This is a genomic window from Geobacillus sp. B4113_201601 (assembly GCF_001587475.1).
In the GTDB taxonomy this organism is placed as follows: domain Bacteria; phylum Bacillota; class Bacilli; order Bacillales; family Anoxybacillaceae; genus Geobacillus; species Geobacillus icigianus.
On the sequence record NZ_LQYX01000099.1, the window covers coordinates 54,875 to 74,339 of the forward strand.

20 protein-coding genes are annotated in these 19,465 nt (G+C 53.5%); 10 read left to right on the forward strand and 10 right to left on the reverse strand.

The window, feature by feature from the left end:
• Nucleotides 1-43 precede the first annotated feature (43 nt).
• The 6 genes from B4113_RS14255 to B4113_RS14280 all read right to left on the reverse strand — a co-directional run bounded on the left by B4113_RS14255 (nucleotide 44) and on the right by B4113_RS14280 (nucleotide 3,245).
• Complete coding sequence (locus B4113_RS14255) at nucleotides 44-277, reverse strand: hypothetical protein (protein WP_033023544.1); 234 nt, start codon at nucleotides 275-277, stop codon at nucleotides 44-46.
• Between the two features lie 17 nt (nucleotides 278-294).
• Nucleotides 295-492 carry a YqkE family protein gene (locus B4113_RS14260; protein ID WP_061912603.1) on the reverse strand — a complete coding sequence of 66 codons (198 nt, stop codon included), beginning with the start codon at nucleotides 490-492 and terminating at the stop codon, nucleotides 295-297.
• Nucleotides 493-776: 284 nt separating this feature from the next.
• Nucleotides 777-1,016, reverse strand: coding sequence for a YqkC family protein (locus tag B4113_RS14265; protein ID WP_033023546.1), 240 nt, complete (start codon nucleotides 1,014-1,016; stop codon nucleotides 777-779).
• Nucleotides 1,006-1,350 carry an iron-sulfur cluster biosynthesis family protein gene (locus tag B4113_RS14270; protein WP_033023547.1) on the reverse strand — a complete coding sequence of 115 codons (345 nt, stop codon included), beginning with the start codon at nucleotides 1,348-1,350 and terminating at the stop codon, nucleotides 1,006-1,008. Before B4113_RS14270 ends, B4113_RS14265 begins: the two co-directional genes overlap by 11 nt.
• Before the next feature lie 144 nt (nucleotides 1,351-1,494).
• A complete protein-coding gene (locus B4113_RS14275) occupies nucleotides 1,495-2,283 on the reverse strand; it encodes an SDR family oxidoreductase (protein ID WP_033023548.1) in 789 nt (262 codons plus the stop codon).
• Nucleotides 2,274-3,245, reverse strand: a complete 972-nt coding sequence (locus tag B4113_RS14280; protein WP_033023549.1) for an MBL fold metallo-hydrolase — start codon at nucleotides 3,243-3,245, stop codon at nucleotides 2,274-2,276. Before B4113_RS14280 ends, B4113_RS14275 begins: the two co-directional genes overlap by 10 nt.
• Before the next feature lie 510 nt (nucleotides 3,246-3,755).
• Between B4113_RS14280 and proI the strand changes: the two genes are divergently transcribed.
• Together proI and namA are read left to right on the forward strand one after the other, a co-directional pair.
• On the forward strand, nucleotides 3,756-4,595 hold the full coding sequence (gene proI, locus B4113_RS14285; RefSeq protein ID WP_033023551.1) for a pyrroline-5-carboxylate reductase ProI: 840 nt from the start codon (nucleotides 3,756-3,758) through the stop codon (nucleotides 4,593-4,595).
• A 135-nt stretch (nucleotides 4,596-4,730) separates the two neighbouring features.
• A complete protein-coding gene (gene namA / locus B4113_RS14290; protein ID WP_033023552.1) occupies nucleotides 4,731-5,753 on the forward strand; it encodes an NADPH dehydrogenase NamA in 1,023 nt (340 codons plus the stop codon).
• Here the strand turns inward: namA and rnz are convergent.
• Complete coding sequence (gene rnz / locus B4113_RS14295) at nucleotides 5,750-6,673, reverse strand: ribonuclease Z (protein ID WP_033023553.1); 924 nt, start codon at nucleotides 6,671-6,673, stop codon at nucleotides 5,750-5,752. The genes namA and rnz overlap by 4 nt on opposite strands.
• A gap of 511 nt (nucleotides 6,674-7,184) precedes the next feature.
• Between rnz and zwf the strand changes: the two genes are divergently transcribed.
• The 4 genes from zwf (at nucleotide 7,185) to B4113_RS14315 (ending at nucleotide 10,560) form a co-directional block, all read left to right on the forward strand.
• Complete coding sequence (gene zwf / locus B4113_RS14300) at nucleotides 7,185-8,696, forward strand: glucose-6-phosphate dehydrogenase (RefSeq protein ID WP_033023554.1); 1,512 nt, start codon at nucleotides 7,185-7,187, stop codon at nucleotides 8,694-8,696.
• Between the two features lie 295 nt (nucleotides 8,697-8,991).
• A complete protein-coding gene (locus tag B4113_RS14305) occupies nucleotides 8,992-9,609 on the forward strand; it encodes a cyclase family protein (RefSeq protein WP_033023555.1) in 618 nt (205 codons plus the stop codon).
• Between the two features lie 222 nt (nucleotides 9,610-9,831).
• Nucleotides 9,832-10,143, forward strand: a complete 312-nt coding sequence (locus B4113_RS14310; protein ID WP_033844124.1) for an AbrB/MazE/SpoVT family DNA-binding domain-containing protein — start codon at nucleotides 9,832-9,834, stop codon at nucleotides 10,141-10,143.
• Nucleotides 10,144-10,560, forward strand: a complete 417-nt coding sequence (locus B4113_RS14315) for a PIN domain-containing protein (RefSeq protein WP_025948590.1) — start codon at nucleotides 10,144-10,146, stop codon at nucleotides 10,558-10,560.
• A 44-nt stretch (nucleotides 10,561-10,604) separates the two neighbouring features.
• On the opposite strand, the gene B4113_RS14320 is transcribed toward B4113_RS14315, so the two are convergent.
• The 3 genes from B4113_RS14320 to B4113_RS21025 form a co-directional block, all read right to left on the reverse strand.
• Nucleotides 10,605-11,972: a glycoside hydrolase family 1 protein gene (locus B4113_RS14320; protein WP_033844125.1), complete on the reverse strand. Its 1,368-nt coding sequence runs from the start codon at nucleotides 11,970-11,972 to the stop codon at nucleotides 10,605-10,607.
• 255 nt (nucleotides 11,973-12,227) lie between these two features.
• The gene (locus B4113_RS14325) at nucleotides 12,228-14,039 is read right to left on the reverse strand and encodes a YncE family protein (protein WP_033844127.1); all 1,812 of its coding nucleotides are present in this window, start codon (nucleotides 14,037-14,039) and stop codon (nucleotides 12,228-12,230) included.
• 113 nt (nucleotides 14,040-14,152) lie between these two features.
• Nucleotides 14,153-14,275, reverse strand: coding sequence for a hypothetical protein (locus tag B4113_RS21025; protein ID WP_255358731.1), 123 nt, complete (start codon nucleotides 14,273-14,275; stop codon nucleotides 14,153-14,155).
• Nucleotides 14,276-14,646: 371 nt separating this feature from the next.
• On the opposite strand from B4113_RS21025, the gene B4113_RS14330 reads away from it, so the two are divergent.
• The 4 genes from B4113_RS14330 (at nucleotide 14,647) to B4113_RS14345 (ending at nucleotide 19,108) form a co-directional block, all read left to right on the forward strand.
• Nucleotides 14,647-15,336, forward strand: coding sequence for a response regulator transcription factor (locus B4113_RS14330; RefSeq protein ID WP_033844128.1), 690 nt, complete (start codon nucleotides 14,647-14,649; stop codon nucleotides 15,334-15,336).
• Nucleotides 15,333-16,337, forward strand: coding sequence for a sensor histidine kinase (locus B4113_RS14335; protein WP_033844129.1), 1,005 nt, complete (start codon nucleotides 15,333-15,335; stop codon nucleotides 16,335-16,337). Before B4113_RS14330 ends, B4113_RS14335 begins: the two co-directional genes overlap by 4 nt.
• Nucleotides 16,338-16,430: 93 nt before the next feature.
• Nucleotides 16,431-17,186, forward strand: a complete 756-nt coding sequence (locus B4113_RS14340) for an ABC transporter ATP-binding protein (protein ID WP_033844130.1) — start codon at nucleotides 16,431-16,433, stop codon at nucleotides 17,184-17,186.
• Nucleotides 17,183-19,108 (forward strand): FtsX-like permease family protein, encoded by a 1,926-nt coding sequence (locus B4113_RS14345; RefSeq protein WP_033844131.1) that lies wholly within the window; start codon nucleotides 17,183-17,185, stop codon nucleotides 19,106-19,108. Before B4113_RS14340 ends, B4113_RS14345 begins: the two co-directional genes overlap by 4 nt.
• Nucleotides 19,109-19,465 lie beyond the last annotated feature (357 nt).

The following is a 19,465-nucleotide window of genomic DNA, read 5'->3' on the forward strand; positions in this document are numbered from 1 at the left end:
ATGGCCGCTTGCGGGCTCTTTTTTCATCCTGTTTCCCTGTTCATCAGGCCACCTCATCATCTACATACTTGTCCCTTGCCGCCCCCAAGCCAAACACGATCATGACCGCGCAAACGGCTAGCAATAAAACGAGGGGTGGGAGAAAATGACCGGCTGCATCATACAGCGCCCCAAACAGCAGCGGGCCGGCCGCCGACAGCAAGTAGCCGACCGATTGGGCCATAGCCGAGAGCTGGGCGGCTTCCAGCGGACGGCGCGTCCGCAACGTAAACAGCATCCATCGTGCCCTCCTTATTATTTAAACTTGCGCCAGTCAAGCTCGCTTTCTTCAAGCAGCTCAGCAAACGACTTTCGCTCGTCGCGCCGGCGCGCTTCCTCGCGGCGCCGCGCTTCTTCCGCCGCCCGCTGCCGCTGTTGTTCCTCAGCAAGCGCCCTCTTTTTCGCAAGCAGCTTCGCTTCGATGTCGGCGCCAAGCCGGTCAGCGAGCGTCATCGTCGACTGCTCTCGCTCTTTTCTCCGCCCCGCCTCTGTTTTCACGATGCTCACCCCCTTGCATAACAGCCGCTTGTTTGTCAAACAATACAACGAAACGACATGGAAAAGGAGAGATGACCAATGACGAAAAACCGCGCTCAAAAAGGAAAACCGTCCGCCGATACGGTCAAACCGGTCATCGGCAAAGAAGAGCTGGAAAAAGCGATCCACCCAACAAAGCGGCAAAACAGCCCGCAATAAGAAAGATCATAGAAAAACCGTAACCGGCCCGGTTACGGTTTTTACAACACCTCGGTAATGTGCGGCATATGCTCGCCGAGCCAAGCGATCGCGTCATCAAGCGTCGCAAACTCTCTCGTTTCAAACGTCATCTCATTTTGCAAAAGCCACACGTCCTTTTTGTCTTGGTACGGACCGGCGACCGACCAATGAAGCAGGCTGTACGGGTCGTTTTCATGGGTGAACGACACCCATGTTTTTTGCTTCGCCACCTTTGCGAGCTGCTCGAGCTTACCGTTCATGGCCGGCTGTCACCTCGACAAGCGGCATATGGCCGTTCAAGATTTGCCTTGGGCTTTTGAGCTGAAAAACGGTCGTCCCTGGCTTGATGTCAATCGTCATCTCCTCATCAAAAAAGATGAGGCGCGGCCGTTCCACGAGCACCGGCACGAAATTCGTCTCGACGACGACATCGTCTTCATCCGCCTTGTCAACGAGCCATAGCGCCGGCACGCCATCGACCAAACAGCCGCAGCCGTCGGTGTCATAGTTGAGCTTTAACTGCCGCCCCGATTTGGCTACAATAGGGGTAAGCGTTTGTTTTGCTGCATCAGTAAACGTGATGTTCACGCTCATCGTTGCTCCTTTTTCCGTTTGTTTCTTTACTATTCTACCCGTTGGCATGCAAGACTGTCAAAACGAAAAGGAGGAAAATCCAATGGCAAAAGGGCAAAGCAAAGTCACAGAAATGAAACGGCTGGCCCACACGAGGCCAGCCGTTTACTTTTGGAAAAACGCCCGCTTCGCTACCGTTTCGACAAGCCCCGGAGCGAGCCGGTACAACCGGCTGCCGAAGTCCATCCAACGCGGCATATTCACCTCGCGCGTCGGCGTCATCATCGCGGCAACGACGCGCTTCGCCACCGCCTCCGGCCGTAACATCCAACGCGAGACGTTGCGCACATACTCTCCCGATTCATCGGCCGCGGAAAAAAAGTTCGTCTCCACCGGCCCGGGGTTGACGGCGGTGACAAAAATGCCGAAGCGCGCCGCCTCGAGGCGGAGGCTGTCCGTAAAACCGAGAACCGCGTGTTTCGTCGCAGAGTAGACGCTTGATTTGGGCGTGGCGATTTTTCCCGCCTGCGAGGCGATGTTGATAATATGGCCGCTCTTGCGCTCTTTCATGTGCGGATACACCGCCTTCGTGCAGGCGATGAGGCCGAAGACGTTGACGGCAAACATTCGCTCCATTTCCGCCAAGTCGATGTCCTCGACATAGCGAAAGACGCCAAACCCCGCGTTATTGACCAACACATCAACCGTTTCCAACTCCGCCATCAACCGGGAAAAAACGGCCTCAACCATTTCCCGGTCGCCGACATCCAGCCGCGCATAGCGCGGACGAATGCCGGTCTGTGCCTCAATCCGCGCGCTGATTTCTTTCAGCTTTCCTTCACTGCGCGCCAACAGCACCGGAAGCGCCCCTTGGCGCGCCGCTTCATCAGCAATGTGCTCGCCGATTCCTCCCGACGCTCCAGTAATGACGACATGACGACCCTTCAACCGCATACCGACACCCCCGCCGCTTCATAGACGTAACGGCCGGCTTCCTGTTTTTTCGTCACGTATCCGTTCGCCTCGAGATAATCAAGCTGGCCGATCGTCTCCGACATCGTCAGCATCAACTGCCGTTCGTAAACCGATGGGAACAGCTTTTGGCACACGTCAAACACCGTTTGCGGGCGTTCCTTCACCATGTCGAGCACTCGCTCGGCGCGCTGGCGCTGCTTCGTCAACCGCTCGCGAACAAGGCTTCGGATGTCGGTCGCATCATCGCCATGGCCGTTTAACGAACGAACGATGTCGTAATTCAGCATTTTCTCAAGCGACTCGTTGTATTGCAGCAACGGCTTCGGCCGCTCCGTCTCCCCTTCCGCCGGCGGCTCCATCATCGGATTCGGGGAAATATGGACGAGCAAATGGTCGCCGCCGATCAACAAACCATCCTCCTCGCGATAGAGAACGATATGGCTTTGCGCATGGCCCGGCGTTTCGATCACGCGCCACCGCGGCAAACCGGGAACCGCATCCCCGTCGGTCACGGCGATATCAACAGCCCGCCGGCTCGCGTAGCGAAGCGATCCGCCTTCTTTGGACAGCCGGCTAAACAAGCGACGATCGACGCCGCATTCGGTGAAAAAGCCTTCAAAAAAGCGGACGTACCGCTCCATAAACGCCCGCTCCCGGCGCAAAAACGGGTCGGCTTTCGGATGGCCGATGATCGGGGCGTGCGGAAAGTAATCCAGCAGCCCGACATGGTCTGGATGGTGATGGGTGATCACGATTTGCTCGATCTCTTCCGGTCGGTAGCCGATCTCAGCGAGACGATGGACAAATCGCTGCCACGCTTCTTCCGTTTTCACTCCGGCATCCACTAACGTCAGCCGATCGCCAGCGATCACGTACATATGCACATCGCCGACCGGAAACGGCGTCGGCACCGTGATCCGATGCACTCGTTCCTCGTTCATCGCATTCCCTTCTTTCCCTTCAGTTCGGTAGCGATCCGTTCAGACATTGAACCAGACTGAATGATGATTCACAAATCTTGTTATTTTACAGTTTACAACGATTTCATACGTTTGTCATTCCTTTTTCTGCCGCGCATCGAAAATGGCCAAAAAATTCACGCTTCTCTCTTGACAACCAGCCTTGTCCCGCGGCATAATGACAAATAACATCACCGATACGGCCAAACTGGCGATGAACAGGGCCAGTAAACCGCAAACGGCACCAGAGAGCGAAGCCCGCGGCTGGAAGGCTTTGCTGCCCTCTTTGCGGTTGAACCTACCCTAGGAGCTGTTAGGCCAACCTAAACGCATTCCCAGCGTTATCGGGACAGAGTCGGGCCTGTTTGGCGTTTGGACCAAGCTAGGCCAAAAAAGGTGGTACCGCGGAAACGAAGGTTTTCCGTCCTTTTGCAAGGACGGAAAACCTTTTTCTTTTGCCCCGACACCCGCAAGCGAAGGAGGAGTGAAAAGATGAACAACGGACAGACGATTGCGCTGATCGGCGCCGGTTCGATGGCAGAAGCGCTCATCGCCGGCATGACGAAAGCTTTTTGCCGCCCAACTGACGTCATCGTTGCCAATCGGCAAAACCGCGCCCGTCTCGAGGAACTGGCGCGCCGCTACGGAGTGCGGGTGGCCCCAAACGCCCGTGAAGCTGCCGAACAGGCGGACATCATCGTTTTAGCAATGAAACCAAAAGACGTCGTCGAAGCGATGCACACCATCACCCCCGCCCTTGGCGCCACCCCGCTCATCCTTTCGCTGCTGGCCGGCGTCACGACCGAAACGATCGAACGGCTCGCCGGACGCGACATCCCTGTCGTGCGCGCGATGCCGAACACATCGGCCGCCGTCGGCTTATCGGCGACCGCGATCGCCGGCGGCCGCTTCGCCGCGAAAGAACATCTTGAGGTGGCCAAACAACTGTTTGAAACGGTCGGCATCGTCGCTGTAGTGCCGGAACGCGACTTGCACGCGGTCACCGGCCTGTCCGGAAGCGGTCCGGCGTATGTGTACTACTTGGTCGAAGCGATGGAAAGAGCGGCGGCCGACATCGGCCTTGAGCCTGAAGTGGCGAAACCGCTCATTTTGCAAACGATCATCGGCGCGGCTGAAATGCTCAAAGCGTCCGACAAACATCCGTCCGTCCTGCGCCGCGAAGTGACGAGCCCGGGCGGCACGACTGAAGCCGGCATTGGCGTGCTTGAGCAGTACCGATTTCAGGAGGCGGTCATCGCTTGCATCCGCCGGGCGACGGCCCGCTCCGAGGAGCTCGGCAGCGCTCTGCTCGCCGCCATCGCCGAAGCGTAAACACGATAGCCCCAGGGCACCGCTCTTTTCCACTTAATTCGAACAGGGCATCAATCCGTTTCATTTTGTTTTTGACAAGCGGCATGCTATCATCAGTCATGAACCATTCAGTGGCATAGAAAGGAGCTGCTTGTCATGAACACGATGCTGTTTTCGCCGTATACGATCGGCGGGCTGACACTGAAAAACCGAATCGTCATGTCGCCGATGTGCATGTATTCATGCGAGACAAAAGACGGCACGGTGCGCACATGGCATAAAATCCATTACCCGGCGCGCGCCGTCGGCCAAGTCGGCCTCATCATCGTCGAAGCGACCAGCGTGACGCCGCAAGGCCGCATTTCTGAACGCGACTTAGGCATTTGGAGCGATGACCATATCGCCGGACTTCGCGAACTCGTCGGGCTTGTGAAAGAGCAGGGAGCCGCCATCGGCATCCAGCTTGCCCACGCCGGCCGAAAAGCGGAAGTGCCGGGAGAGATCATCGCCCCGTCCGCCATTCCGTTCCAAGAATCGTCGCGCACACCGAAAGAAATGACCAAAACGGACATCGAAGAGACGGTGCAAGCGTTCCAAAACGGCGCGCGGCGGGCGAAGGAAGCTGGCTTTGACGTTATCGAAATCCATGCCGCTCATGGCTACTTGATCAACGAATTTTTATCGCCGCTCGCCAATCGCCGCCAAGACGAATACGGCGGTTCGCCGGAAAACCGCTACCGTTTCTTGGGCGAAGTGATCGAGGCGGTCCGCGAAGTGTGGGACGGCCCGCTGTTTGTGCGCATCTCAGCGTCCGACTACCATCCGGACGGGCTGACAGCCAGCGACTACGTTCCGTACGCCAAACGCATGAAAGAACAAGGCGTCGACCTCATCGATGTCAGCTCCGGCGCCGTCGTGCCGGCGCGCATCGACGTTTATCCCGGCTACCAAGTGCCGTTTGCCGAACTGATCCGCCGCGAAGCAAACATCCCGACCGGCGCCGTCGGCTTGATCACCTCCGGCTGGCAGGCGGAAGAAGTGCTGCGCAACGGCCGCGCCGATCTCGTCTTTTTAGGGCGCGAGCTGCTGCGCAACCCGTATTGGCCGTACGCCGCGGCGAGGGAGCTCGGAGTGAGCATCGAAGCGCCGGTGCAATACGAGCGCGGCTGGCGGTTTTAACCGCGCGGGATCGAAAACGAAGCGAAATCAGCCGCAAGCTCCGTGTTCGGAAATACGCGGCGCGCCTCGGCGACGAGCTGCTGCGCCGCCGCACCTTGGTAGCGGGAGCTGATATGGGTTAAAATGAGCCGTTTCGCCCGCGCCCGCCTCGCCACCTCGGCCGCATCGATGGTCGTAGAATGAAAATAGTCATGGGCTAGCTGCTGCTCCGCCGCGGCAAACGTCGCCTCATGGACGACGACATCGGCATCGCGGGCGAGCTCAATCGCCGCTTCGCAAAAGCGGGTGTCGCCTAGCACGGTGACGATTCGCCCTTTTTGCGGCGGGCCGACAAACTCGCGCCCGTCAAGCACGGTACCGTCCTCGAGCACGACCGTTTTTCCTTGCTTAATCTGTTGATAAATCGGGCCGGGGCGGACGCCGAGCGCTCGCAGCCGGTCAACCAAGAGCGGGCCGGGCAAGTCTTTTTCGACAACGCGGAAGCCATAAGACGGCATGCCGTGATCGAGCCGTTTGGCGATCACTTGAAACGTTTCATCATCAAAAATAACGCCTTCCTCGATCTCGGCAATGTTCAGTTCATAACGAAGCTTCGTTCCGCTGACAGCGAGCGCCGTTTCGACAAACGCGCGCAGACCGCGCGGACCAAACACAGTGAGCGGCGTCTCACCGCTTTGGAACGAACGGCTGCCAAGCAGCCCCGGCAAGCCGAATAGATGGTCGCCATGCAAGTGCGTAATCAAAATATGCTCGATGCGGCGCGGACGAATGGCGGTATGCAAAATTTGATGCTGCGTCGCCTCGCCACAATCAAACAGCCATGTCGCCCCCCGTTCGTCGAGCAGCTGCAAGGCGACGGATGAGACGTTGCGCTCTTTCGCCGGCACGCCGGCACCGGTGCCTAAAAACAACAGTTCCAACAGGCGTCCCTCCTTGTTCTCGCTCAACGTTGCCTGTTGTTAGCGTACCAATGTCGGAACGGCTTTTCAACTTCCTTTTGCGCTCTACCACCGCCGGCTCAGCACCGCCCGGCTTTATGAATGGGCGTGCCTAGCTCAAATTTTAGCGTTTCGTCCGGCCAACATCTCTGCCGTCGGAACGCAATCAAATCCTTGCGCCCTATCCGGCAAAAGTCTCTGTCGCCGGAACACAACCAAACCTTAGCGTTTCGTCCGGCCAACGTCTCCGCCCGCCGGAGCGCAATTAAATCCTTGCGCCCTATCCGGCAAAAGTCTCTGTCGCCGGAACACAACCAAACCTTAGCGTTTCGTCCGGCCAACGTCTCTGCCGTCGGAACGCAATCAAATCCTTGCGCCCTATCCGGCAAAGGTCTCTGCCCTCGGAACGCAACAAAGTATTTGCGTTCTGTCCGGCAAACCTCTACAATGGTTTCATTGAAGACGTCAATTTGGCAAAAGCGAGGTACATACGGTGGACAATATGAACCCGAAATCGATCATCGTCATTTTCGGAGCGACGGGAGATTTGGCGAAACGGAAGCTGTTTCCGTCTCTTTACCGCCTGTATGAAAAAGGGCATTTGAACGAGCGATTCGCTGTCGTTGGCGTCGCGCGCCGCCCGTTGTCGGTCGACGAGTTCCGAAACGATGTGCGCGACTCGGTTGAAACAGCGTTTCAGCAACCGCTCGCGGACGAGCGATTCATCTCCCATTTCTATTACCACCCGTTCGATGTGACGGAAGCCGAGTCGTACCAACGCTTAAAGTCGCTCCTCGAACAGCTCGATGACACATATGCGACCGAAGGCAACCGCATTTTTTACTTGGCGATGGCGCCGGAATTTTTCGGCACCGTCACTTCCCGCTTGCAGTCGGAAGGATTGACGGAAACGCGCGGCTTTAAACGGCTCGTCATCGAAAAACCGTTCGGGCATGACTTGGCGAGCGCCGAAAAGCTGAATGATGAGATTCGCCGCGTCTTTTCCGAACGGGAAATTTACCGGATCGACCATTACCTCGGCAAAGAAATGGTGCAAAACATCGAGGTCATCCGCTTCTCGAACGCCATTTTCGAGCCGCTCTGGAACAACCGGTTCATCGCCAACATTCAAATTACATCGAGCGAAACGCTCGGCGTGGAAGATCGCGGCCGCTACTACGACCATTCCGGGGCGCTGCGCGACATGGTGCAAAACCATATGCTGCAAATGGTCGCGCTTTTGGCGATGGAGCCGCCGATCAAATTAACGACCGATGACATCCGCCACGAAAAAGTGAAAGTGTTGCGCGCCTTGCGCCCGATTTCCCACGATGACGTCGACCGCTATTTCGTGCGCGGCCAATACGAGCGGGGGATGATCCACGGCAAGGCCGTGCCGGCGTACCGCGAAGAGCCGAACGTCGATCCGGACTCAAACACGGAAACGTTTGTCGCCGGGAAGCTCCTGATCGACAACTTCCGCTGGGCCGGGGTGCCGTTTTACATCCGCACCGGCAAGCGAATGGCGGAAAAGTCAACGAAAATCGTCGTCCAATTCAAAGATGTACCGATGAACTTATACTACCGGACAAACGAAACGATCGCCCCGAACTTGCTCGTTATTCACATCCAGCCGGATGAAGGAATCACCCTTCACTTAAACGGCAAAAAAACCGGGGAGTCAACGACGACGACCGCCCCGTTTCAACTCGATTACTGCAACAACTGCATCGACGGCATCAACACGCCGGAAGCGTACGAAAAGCTGCTGTACGACTGCATGCGCGGCGATGCGACGAACTTCACCCACTGGGATGAAGTGGCGGCGTCATGGCAATTTATCGACCCGATTTCTGACGTGTGGGCCAACACAAAAGCGGCCGATTTCCCGAACTATGAAGCCGGTTCGATGGGGCCGAAAGCGGCCGATGAACTACTGCAAAAAGACGGCTTCCATTGGTGGCCGATCAGCCACCCGCGTTCCGAAAAGGCGGGGGCAAACTAGCGCTCGCCCCTCCGCTCACACCTTCTGGCGCGCAAACCGAGCCGCAAAAATGGGAAACAACGAAATGAAGCGGCACGCACCGGTGACCGCCGGCTTTCTAGAAGGCCGGCGATCCACAGCCGTTTCCCTTCGGCGAGACGTTGTCAGGCGATCCGTTTTCATCACCGTTCGTCTGGACGATCACGGGCAAAACAAAGAGCGGGCTCAGCCGTCGCCCAACAACGCCAGTCCCTGACAGGCATGCTGGTTTTCGACCGCTGGCCCGCCGTCGTTGAAGCAAAGGAGTGAAGGAACGATGAAGATGTATGATGTCACCGCCCCGATTTACGAAGGCATGCCGGTTTACAAAAACAAACCGGAAAAACAGCCGAAGCGCACGACGGTGACGAACGGCTATGTGACTGAATCACGCATTGACATGGACGTGCACACCGGCACGCACATTGACGCACCCCTTCATATGGTCGAAGGCGGCGCGACATTTGAAACGATTCCGCTTGACCGCCTCGTCGGCCCGTGCAAACTGTTTGATTTGACGCATGTCAACGACCGGATTACGAAAGACGACATCGCTCATCTCGACATTCAGGAAGGCGACTTCGTTCTGTTTAAAACGAAAAATTCGTTTGAGGATGCGTTCAATTTCGAGTTTATTTTCGTCGCCGAAGACGCGGCCCGCTATTTGGCCGCCAAATCAATCCGCGGTGTCGGCATCGACGCGCTCGGCATCGAGCGGGCGCAAGAAGGCCATCCGACCCATAAAACATTGTTTTCGGCCGGCGTCATCGTCATCGAAGGGCTGCGGCTAAAAGAGGTCCCCGAAGGCCGCTATTTCATGGTCGCCGCCCCGCTCAAACTCGTCGGCACCGACGCCGCCCCGGCGCGCGTCTTGCTGTTTGACCGTGAGCTGTAAAAACAGCCGGCCCCTTGATGGGACCGGCTTTTTTATCATTACCAAACCGAGAAGCCGACCTCTTCCACGCATGAACATACATTCTTATCATTGTTGTTGTCCCTCACACAACTTCTTACTACACCGAAAATAATATGATTTTCAATGATTGATCAAGCATACAAATAAGACATATAATAAAAGTAAGTATAAAAAAGGTTTAGGAAGGAGCGAAACGCACCAATGGAGAAAATGAATGTTTCGGATCAACCATCACCGGTCGTCATGAAAGCGACAAGCAAGCTGTCCAGCCGAGGGCAAGTGGTCATTCCTGTTGAAATCCGGAAAACATTAGGCCTCAACGAAGGCGATGATCTGACGTTTATCGTCAACCAAGATGGAGAAATAAAAGTGGAAGTCACGAAGAAATATCGCTTGTCACAATTAATCGGCATTCTCAAAACCAATCAACCGTTCCGCCCCATTGAGGAAATCCGAGATGAAGTATATCGTACGATAGGAGCAAAAGAATTGAAAGACGGGGAGGAAAACTAAGTGGCTCGCAAGCTGTGGATCGACACAAATGTCGTGATTCGAATCATGACCGGCCATCCCCAAGAGCTTGCGGAAGAAGTTGGGGACATGTTGCAGAAAGTAGAAGCAGGAGAATTGATTTTGCGCCTTAATCCGCTCGTCGTCGCAGAATGTTGCTGGGTGCTGGCCTCCGTCTATCAAGCATCGCCGTCCGACATTTCCGCCGCCTTATTAAAGTTTACCAACGGGATTGGGATCGAAACAGAGGAAAAAGATGTTGTGCAACAGGCGCTTCGAGATTACGGCGAGAAAAAGGTCGATTTTATTGACGCGTATATCGCCGCTCATGCAAAAGCGAATCCCCCAGAAGATGTCGTTACTTGGGACAAACATTTTAAACGATTGAACATTCGCCACGGTCGCCCTAAGGACTGGTAAAAAGGCGGGCGCTTCCCCGCCCTTTTCCGAAACTCGTTCCTGTTTTACAGCTCCTCCCCATTCGTCCGAATGACGCGCTGGAACCAGTAGAAGCTTTTTTTCTTATAACGCTTCAAATCGCGCAAGTTTTGATCATCGCGGTTGACGAAAATGACGCCGTAGCGCTTGCGCATCTCGCCTTGCGAGCTTAACAAGTCGGTCGCCCCCCACATTAAATAGCCGATCACCTCGACCCCTTCTTCGATCGCCAGTTTCATTTGTTCAATATGGCGGCGCATATAGTCGATCCGCTCGTCATCGTCGACCGTGCCGTTCTCGTTTAGCTCCTCCTCAAGCCCGATGCCGTTTTCGGTGATGAAAATGGGCATCTGGTAGCGGGCGTACACGTCTTTTAACGCAATCCGCAAGCCGAGCGGATCGATCGCCCAGCCCCATTTCGTCTTCGGCAAGTGGGGGTTCGGCGCAAGCCCTTTGATGATCCGCTCATCTTGTTCCTGATGGCGGACGATTTGGCTTTGATAGTAGCTAAATGACAAAAAGTCGACCGTCTGCGCGCGCAGCAATTCCTCATCGCCTGCCTCAAGCGGCAAGCGGATCCCCTTTTTCTCTAGCCGCCTCGTCACATAGCGCGGATAGACGCCGCGGGCGAACACGTCAAAGAAGAAATCAATGAACAGCTCTTTCGCCTGCACGTTCGCCAAAGCGTCTTCCGGCCGGCATGTCGCCGGATACGTTGTCAAATACGTCGCCATCCCGCCGATCTTCGCCTCCGGAGCGATCTCGCGCAGCGCCTTCACCGCCTTGGCGTGGGCGAGAAAGACGTGATGGCAGACGCGGTAGGCAAACGCTTCCGGGTCTTCATCATCCGGGCAGATCGCCCCCCATAAATGCGGTTGTTCGAGCACTAAGTTTTGTTCGTTGAACGTCAGCCAATAGTTCACTTTTCCGCGATAGCGCGCAAACACGGTGCGCGCGTACCGCTCAAACAAGTCAACGACCTTCCGCGAGGCAAAGCCGTTGTATTTCTTCGCCAACGCCAGCGGCAAGTCGAAATGGTACAGCGTAATAACCGGTTCGATGCCGTTCGCCCTCAATTCATCAAACACGGCGTCATAAAACGCCAAGCCCGCTTCATTCGGCTCCCCTTCCCCATCCGGAAAAATGCGCGTCCAGGCGATGCTCGTCCGGTAGGCGGTAAAGCCGAGCTCCTTGAACAAAGCGATGTCTTCTTTGTAGCGATGGTAAAAGTCAACCGCCACTTTCCAGTCGGAATGGCCTTCCGGAATCGGGCGCGCATCGACGATCGACAACCCCTTGCCGCCTTCATTCCACGCCCCTTCCGTCTGGAACGACGTCACCGCCCCGCCCCATAAAAAGCCGTCGGGGATGATCGATTTGCACTGTTGTGACATGGAACGACCCTCCTATCTATGAACGGACGTGTTTCCGTGATTGAACGCCTTAAACATCATCCTTGCATGGCATCGTTATAAAACTAGACGTCATGAGGCGACTGCATGTTGATGCGTCCTTGACTGCTTGTATGGCAGCGTTATAAAACTAGACGGGCGGAGGTGCGAGCCCGTCTAGACGTTGTGAACACGTTTTGGTTCGCTTCTTTTCCATGCCGCTCTGGCAAAGCACCCGTCTCCCCAAGCAGCGGCGGTTTATCGAGACGGTTTTTGCTTAATCAAATAATGGTTGCCAGCCACTTTTTGATACGTGAAGATCATTCCATCATCCCCAGCCGCTGCAAGCAACGCTTCCGATGACAAATCGGCGATTTTCGTTCCTGTTGCCCGGTTATAAATGGCTCGGCTGGTAATGATATATTGACGGCTCGCCGCCCGCAACGGCTCCGAAAATTGTGCGGCCACCAATGCGCCAGAATGGGCTGGATGGATGCGCGCCGTTCCGTAAAAAATCTCCCCGCCGTTCATAAAAAAGGCATCGTCCCCTCCAGGGAGGGACAACAGTTCCGAAACATGCCAATCGGAAAGCCGGACCGCATACAAGGCGTGATCCGATGTTCCTTCCTGTCCGACATACAATACATTTTGTTTTTTGTCATACACAATCATCGGATTGATGAATGCCTTCGGGATCCGCCATTGTTTTTTCGTTTTCATATCATAAACGGCTACCGCTCCCGTCAATGTGCGGCTATTGTCGGTGAAGAAAATTTTCCCGCCCCCGATCGCCAATGTGCGCGGAGCAGCGATCAGCGGCACCGTTCCAAGAAACCGCATGGTTTTGGCGTCGTAAATCGCTATCTTCGTCGCTCCCGACAGTGCAACATACACCTTGCCGCCATCAATTTCTATATCCGTCGGCTGCGGTCCGGGATGAATTTCTTTCACTATTTTCATGTCGCTGGCGCGAATGACAAACAGTTTGCTGTCTTCAGCGGACAACACATACAACCATCCGGTCGATGAATCATAAGCCAAATGGGAAATCGGCACATTGGTGAAAGCATAATGGGACGATGGAACGTAATAGCTCTCATCGGCCGGCAATAGATATTTGTAAATTCGATTTTCCCCTTCTTTGATCAAGTACAAATTGTACTTCACATCCATCAGCGCATAGTTCGTCGGGAACGGGAGCGCGCTGACCTTGGCAGAGGTGTAACGGTCATACACCGCCTCATTTGTCACAACGTAGGTCCGTTGAACATCCAAAACAGGGCCGTTATAACAGTCGTGCACCATGTTGATATTTCCGGCATCAATGCGCCGACCCGCAAAAAACACATCGTTTCCGTCAACGATGAGCGGATGGGTGGGCTCGCTGCCCGTCGGCCCTTGATACGAAACTCGCTTCACCACCTTCAAATCGGACAGGCGCAACACCGCTAAATCAGGAATGGCAAAATTGCGGCCGATGAAAGCAAGACCTCGCTTCTCATCGAACACCAACGTATTTTCCGCTGAAAAAACGGCAGAAAAGTTGGGGTCAGCAATCAGCCGGCTTGTTTGGCGTTTCGTTGCCAAATCCCACATATACATCTCATACGTCGTCTTCCCACGCCCGTACTGCTCTCCGAAAGTGACGATTTTGTTGCCCAACAGGCCAAACGGCAATCCGCTATACGGGGCTCGTTGAATCAGCCGTTTCGTTTTGACGTCAAAAACGTCTATCGATGTTTCAGACGGCACATACAGCTTCCCGTTCCGCAAAAGAAGAGTGATCGACCGTTGGGCATATTTCCGCCATAAAGCGCTGTATGCCCGCAGAGAAACGGTTTCTTGCTTTTTGATCGACAATGTGCCGGCTTCAATAAACAATAACGTCCCTTTTTCCGTGAGCGCATAAATATACCCGTTTTGATCGTCCATAACCCAATCGAGCACGCGCCCAGGAAGCTGTTGCGTACGCGGTCCGGCCGCTTCCGCTTTAGCGGAAGGAGACACATGGACAAGACAGATAAACAAGAAGAGACAAAATAAACAACCTTTCCTGAATGTTGTTCCCATTCCACTCCCCCGTCAAACGATAATTTCTAACTTCAATGCCTTCCTTGCGCATAGCATCGCGCAAACAATCAAGCGCCGCTATTGGCCCATTCCTGAACCATCCTCCATATCCATCATAGCCCACCGTTGCTCATCACTTCAAGCTCTTTTTGCCATACGCACGCCGTTCGGCCGCGCCCATCAACTGCTGCCAATCGCTGTTTTTTCATGAGTGGCAAGGCCACGAACATGACCATGTTTGTCTCTCATTGCTTTCCCATCTTCCGGGCGGTGAAAAACCGTTGTTTCCCTTCATCAATGGGTAAATGCATGAAAAACAGGACGGATGCGACAAAGTTTTTCTATTTATGAAACAAAGCTGAGAAGCGATATCTCACCTTCCATCACCAACCTTCTAGAAGGCTGGTGGAAAACCGCCATTTCCCTTGATCGATGAGTAAGCGTGGGCAAAGAAGGACCGATGCAACAAAGTTTTCTATTTGCAAAACAATGCTAGGAAACGGCATGCGCTGTAAATCCCCATCCCCCTAGTCTTCTTTCCCCCCCGCGTTCAAACAAGTATAATGAAAACAGAGTGTTGAATCGAAACGAGTGTGGTGAGAGAAAATTGAACATTTTACTCATTGAAGACGACGCCACGTTGTTTCAAGAAATCAAACAACGTCTCGAACAATGGTCATACAACGTTTGCGGCATCCGCGATTTCAGCCGGGTGATGGAAGAATTTTCGCACTGCCAGCCACACCTTGTCATCATTGACATCCAGCTGCCGAAATTTGATGGATTTCACTGGTGCCGCCAAATCCGCGCGCATTCGAACGTCCCGATCTTGTTTTTATCGTCGCGCGACCATCCGACCGACATGGTCATGTCCATGCAGCTTGGCGCGGATGATTACATCCAAAAGCCGTTTCATTTTGACGTGCTGATCGCGAAAATCCAGGCGCTGCTCCGGCGCGTGTACGATTACAATGCAGGCCCCATCCACCTGCAAACGTGGTGCGGCGCCACCATCGACTATGCCAAAAGCACGGTCACCAATGAACAAGGAACGGTGGAGCTGACGAAAAACGAACTGTTGATTTTAAAACATCTGTTGAACAAGAAAAACACGATTGTAACGCGGACAGAACTGATCGAACAGCTGTGGGAGGACGAACGGTTTATCAGCGACAACACGCTGACCGTCAATGTCAATCGGCTGCGGAAAAAGCTTGACGAACTGGGCTTGGGCCGTTTCATCGAAACGAAAGTGGGACAAGGGTATATGGCAAAGGAAGAGGGGATCGGCTCATGATCAAAGACTACTTGATGGAACGAAAAAGCTGGCTTGCCTTCTTTTTGTTCCTCGAGCTGTTCATTCTGTTTGTCGCTTATCTTGATCCGACGATTCCCTTTTCCTCCGCTCTTTATATCGTCTTTTTAACATCTATCCTCTTTGCCGTCTTTGTCATCATCCGGTGGAAAAAGGAAACAGCATTTTATCAGCGGCTGCAAACGTGCCATCTTGCCTTGGACCCCGCTTCCAGCCTGCAGGCGGCCAGTCCGTTTGAACGCATCGTTGAGCGCGCCCTGGCCAGCCAAATGGATCAATGGAAACAGGAACTGGCCGTCTGGCGAACAGCGTTGGAACAAGAGAGAGACGAACTGCTGACATGGATTCACGAAATGAAAACGCCGCTGACGGCCATGCGGCTCATGATCGAACGAGTCGAGGAGGAAAACGCCAAATCATCGCTCCTATACGAATGGCTGCGCATTCATTTGCTGCTCGATCAGCAGCTCCATCAGCGGCGGCTCCCTCACATGGAAAACGATTTATACATCGAACACGTCGAGCTCAAGCCGCTTCTCATCAATGAAATCAAACCGTTGCAGCCATGGTGCATGCAAAAAGGCATCGGCTTTGATCTGCAATTGAACGTCCGCTCGGTGCTCAGCGATGCCAAATGGCTTTCGTTTATCATCCGGCAAATCGTGACGAACGCGGTGAAATATAGCGAGTCTTGCGACATTATCGTGAAAAGTTTTCTAGAAAACGGCCATATCCACTTGCAGATTCAAGATTTCGGCCGCGGCATTGATCCGAAGGACTTGCCGCGCATTTTTGACAAGGGCTTCACCTCCACCGCCGAACACCAAAACGAAACGGCGACGGGGATGGGGCTGTATTTGGCGAAAAAAGCCGCCCAACCGCTTCTGCTTGACTTTCACGTCGAATCTTCACCGGGGCGCGGGACGGTCTTTACGATCGTATTTCCCCAAGAAAACGACCTGATCCGAATGCACGGCATGTGACAAAACTGTCACATGCTGTCTTGTTTTGTTCGAGCAAACAAAGGAGAAAAAGAACCGTTTTGTTTATGATAGAAACGAAGGAGGAAAACAGAAATGATGATACTCGAAGCAACCAACATCCGCAAAATTTACGGAACAAAGAAAAATCAACAAGAAGTGCTCAAAGGCATTGATTTGCGCGTGGAGAAAGGAGAGTTTCTCGCGATCATGGGCCCGTCGGGATCAGGGAAGACGACACTGCTCAACGTTCTTTCCTCCATCGATCGGGTGAGCGAGGGCGCGATTTTCATCGAAGGAAACAACATCGTCGCCATGAAAGACCGGGAGCTGGCGGAATTTCGCAAGCGCCATGTCGGATTCATTTTTCAAGAGTATCATTTGCTTGACACGCTGACGGTGAAGGAAAATGTCCTTTTGCCTTTATCGATTACGAAAACGCCCAAGCGAGAAGCGGAAAAGAAATTTGCCGAATTGGCGTCTGAACTTGGCATTATTGATATCCAAAACCACTATCCAAGCGAAATTTCTGGGGGGCAAAAACAGCGCGCGGCCGCGGCGCGGGCGTTCATCCATGAGCCGAGCATCATTTTTGCCGATGAGCCGACCGGCGCACTCGATTCGAAATCGGCTTCCGATTTATTGCACAAGCTGCGAAAACTGAATCAACAACGGAAGACGACGATCATCATGGTCACCCATGATCCGGTCGCGGCCAGTTTCTCGAGCCGTGTCGTTTTTATCAAAGACGGACAATTGTATACGCAACTGTATAAAGGAACCGAAACGCAGCAGCAGTTTTTCCAAGCCATTATGCAAACACAAGGCGTGCTAGGTGGTGTTCGGTCATGAGCATGAAGCAACTCGTTTTCCGCAACTTGAAACAAAACATTCAACATTATTATTTGTACGTATTTGCTTTGATGTTTGCTTCCGCCTTGTATTTCGCGTTCGTGACATTGCAGTACGACCCAGCCCTTGATGCCATCAAAGGGGGAGTGAAAGGGGCGGCGGCCGTCCGCACGGGCGCGGTGCTTCTTATTGTGATTGTGGCCATCTTTCTTTTGTACGCCAATACCTTGTTTATCCAACGGCGCGGCCATGAGATCGCTCTTTTGCAGTTGATCGGCATGACGAAACGAAACATCTTTTTGATGCTGGCGGCCGAAAACGCCATCCTTTATTACGGCACGCTAATCATCGGCATATCGATGGGATTTGCCGCTTCCAAGCTGTTGATGATGATTTTGTTTAAAATCATCGATATTCCAGTCAAGGCGTCTCTTTCTTTTTCGGGCCGAGCATTGGTGCAAACGTTGATTGTGTTTAGTGTGATCAATGTGTTCATGATGGGGATGAACCGCTTGTTTCTCAAAAAACAGACGATTGTCTCCTTGTTCCGAACGACATCGACAACCGAAGCAAAACATGTATCCGTATGGAACATGGTCGTGGGAATGGCGGGGATCGTCCTCATCGGCAGCGGCTATGGGATATCGATGAAATTGTTTAGCAGCGACTGGAAGAGCGTTCAAGGCTTATTCATGGCCATGGCGTTCATTTTAGGCGCGGTCATCATCGGCACCTACTTGTTTTTTAAAGGAACGATCAGCTTTCTCTTCCACCTATGGCGAAAGCGGAAAGGCGGTTATTTGTCGATCGACGACGTGCTTTCCATGTCATCGCTTATGTTTCGCATCAAATCAAATGCTTTGCTGCTCACCATCATCACGACCGTGTCGGCCATCGCGATCGGGTTGATTTCGTTAAGCTATATTTCCTACTATTCCGCCGAACAGGCCGCGCAAAACTACGTTGCCGCCGACTTTGCGTTCACGGACAAAAAAGATGCCGCCCGTTTTACGGCGGCGCTGCGATCTCATGATATTCGCTATCGGGAAACGATGATCGATGTCATTGAAACACCGACTGATATTTCAATGATTTTAGACATCGCTGATCAAAGCCGGCTCCAGTTTCAGCCGTCCGCCGCTACGCTATCGGTGATCAGCGACACAAGTACAGGCCGCATCGATGTCAAGCCCGGGGAAGCAGTGCTGACGGGATATCAGGACATCCTCCGCCAATTCTTGCCGTTTAAAGAAACGGGAATGATTCGCTTAGAAGCAAACGGCCGCATGGTCCCGCTTCATTACCTTGGGATGAAAAAAGACTATTACGTCAACTACCATTTCACGCACGGCATGCCCACCGTCGTCGTCGATCAAACGATGTTTGCTCGTTTGCAAAAAGAAACCGATCCACAAATGAAAAAGGTGCATATCGGAATTCACCTGACTGACGAAACAAATATCGAGCGGGCTGATCAGCTGTTTCAACGCATGGAGTTTTCCTCCATCGCCGATTCGCGCCTGATCATGAGCCGCTATCAAAAACAGACATTCGGATTGATCATGTTTGTTGTCACCTTTTTAGGGCTCGCCTTTTTGGTCACCTCCGGCTGTATTCTTTATTTTAAGCAAATGGGCGCCGGCGAAGAAGAGCGGCCGAATTACACCATTTTACGCAAACTCGGATTCACCGAAAACGACTTTTTCACGGGCATCCGACAGAAACAGCTGTTCTACTTTGGGGTTCCGTTGCTTCTTGGATTGTCTCACAGCTACTTTGCCGTCCGTTCCGGCTGGTTCTTTTTCGGCACCGAACTGTGGACACCGATGTTGACGGTGATGGCGATTTACACGGTCTGCTATTCGCTGTTTGGCATGTTGGCTGTACGTTATGACAAACAGCTGCTTCGTGAGGCGCTATGAGCTTAGAACGGGTCTCGGGCAGAATGTAGCACCTAGAAGGCTGGGAAAAACAGCGGTTTCCGTTGATCGATGAATCAATGTGTGCAGTGTTGCAAGGTTTTTCTATTTGAGAAATAATGCTAGGAAGCGGTATGCACGGTTTCATCCCCAGCCTCCTCGAAGGCTGGGGAAAATCGATGTTTGCCTTGATCGATAACATAGAAGCTGATACAAGCTGTTTTTCTACTTCAGAAACGATTCTGGGAAGCGGTTGCGCTAGTAAATCACCGCCCCCCTAGAGGGGCGGTGAAAAACCGCTGTTACACACGAATCGGCGATATTTTCATTCAGAAAAGAAAGCTGATTCTTCTAGATTTC

Bases quoted from the DNA above. Each gene is read 5' to 3' on its own strand.
- B4113_RS14345 (WP_033844131.1), top strand. From the start codon at position 17,183: ATGAGCATGAAGCAACTCGTTTTCCGCAACTTGAAACAAAACATTCAA.
- B4113_RS14320 (WP_033844125.1), bottom strand. From the start codon at position 11,972: ATGTCACAACAGTGCAAATCGATCATCCCCGACGGCTTTTTATGGGGC.
- B4113_RS14255 (WP_033023544.1), bottom strand. From the start codon at position 277: ATGCTGTTTACGTTGCGGACGCGCCGTCCGCTGGAAGCCGCCCAGCTC.
- B4113_RS14310 (WP_033844124.1), top strand. From the start codon at position 9,832: ATGGAGAAAATGAATGTTTCGGATCAACCATCACCGGTCGTCATGAAA.
- namA (WP_033023552.1), top strand. From the start codon at position 4,731: ATGAACACGATGCTGTTTTCGCCGTATACGATCGGCGGGCTGACACTG.
- B4113_RS14305 (WP_033023555.1), top strand. From the start codon at position 8,992: ATGAAGATGTATGATGTCACCGCCCCGATTTACGAAGGCATGCCGGTT.
- B4113_RS14265 (WP_033023546.1), bottom strand. From the start codon at position 1,016: ATGAACGGTAAGCTCGAGCAGCTCGCAAAGGTGGCGAAGCAAAAAACA.
- B4113_RS14335 (WP_033844129.1), top strand. From the start codon at position 15,333: ATGATCAAAGACTACTTGATGGAACGAAAAAGCTGGCTTGCCTTCTTT.
- proI (WP_033023551.1), top strand. From the start codon at position 3,756: ATGAACAACGGACAGACGATTGCGCTGATCGGCGCCGGTTCGATGGCA.
- B4113_RS21025 (WP_255358731.1), bottom strand. From the start codon at position 14,275: ATGGTCATGTTCGTGGCCTTGCCACTCATGAAAAAACAGCGATTGGCA.
- B4113_RS14280 (WP_033023549.1), bottom strand. From the start codon at position 3,245: ATGAACGAGGAACGAGTGCATCGGATCACGGTGCCGACGCCGTTTCCG.
- B4113_RS14340 (WP_033844130.1), top strand. From the start codon at position 16,431: ATGATGATACTCGAAGCAACCAACATCCGCAAAATTTACGGAACAAAG.
- B4113_RS14325 (WP_033844127.1), bottom strand. From the start codon at position 14,039: ATGGGAACAACATTCAGGAAAGGTTGTTTATTTTGTCTCTTCTTGTTT.
- B4113_RS14275 (WP_033023548.1), bottom strand. From the start codon at position 2,283: ATGCGGTTGAAGGGTCGTCATGTCGTCATTACTGGAGCGTCGGGAGGA.
- B4113_RS14270 (WP_033023547.1), bottom strand. From the start codon at position 1,350: ATGAGCGTGAACATCACGTTTACTGATGCAGCAAAACAAACGCTTACC.
- B4113_RS14260 (WP_061912603.1), bottom strand. From the start codon at position 492: ATGACGCTCGCTGACCGGCTTGGCGCCGACATCGAAGCGAAGCTGCTT.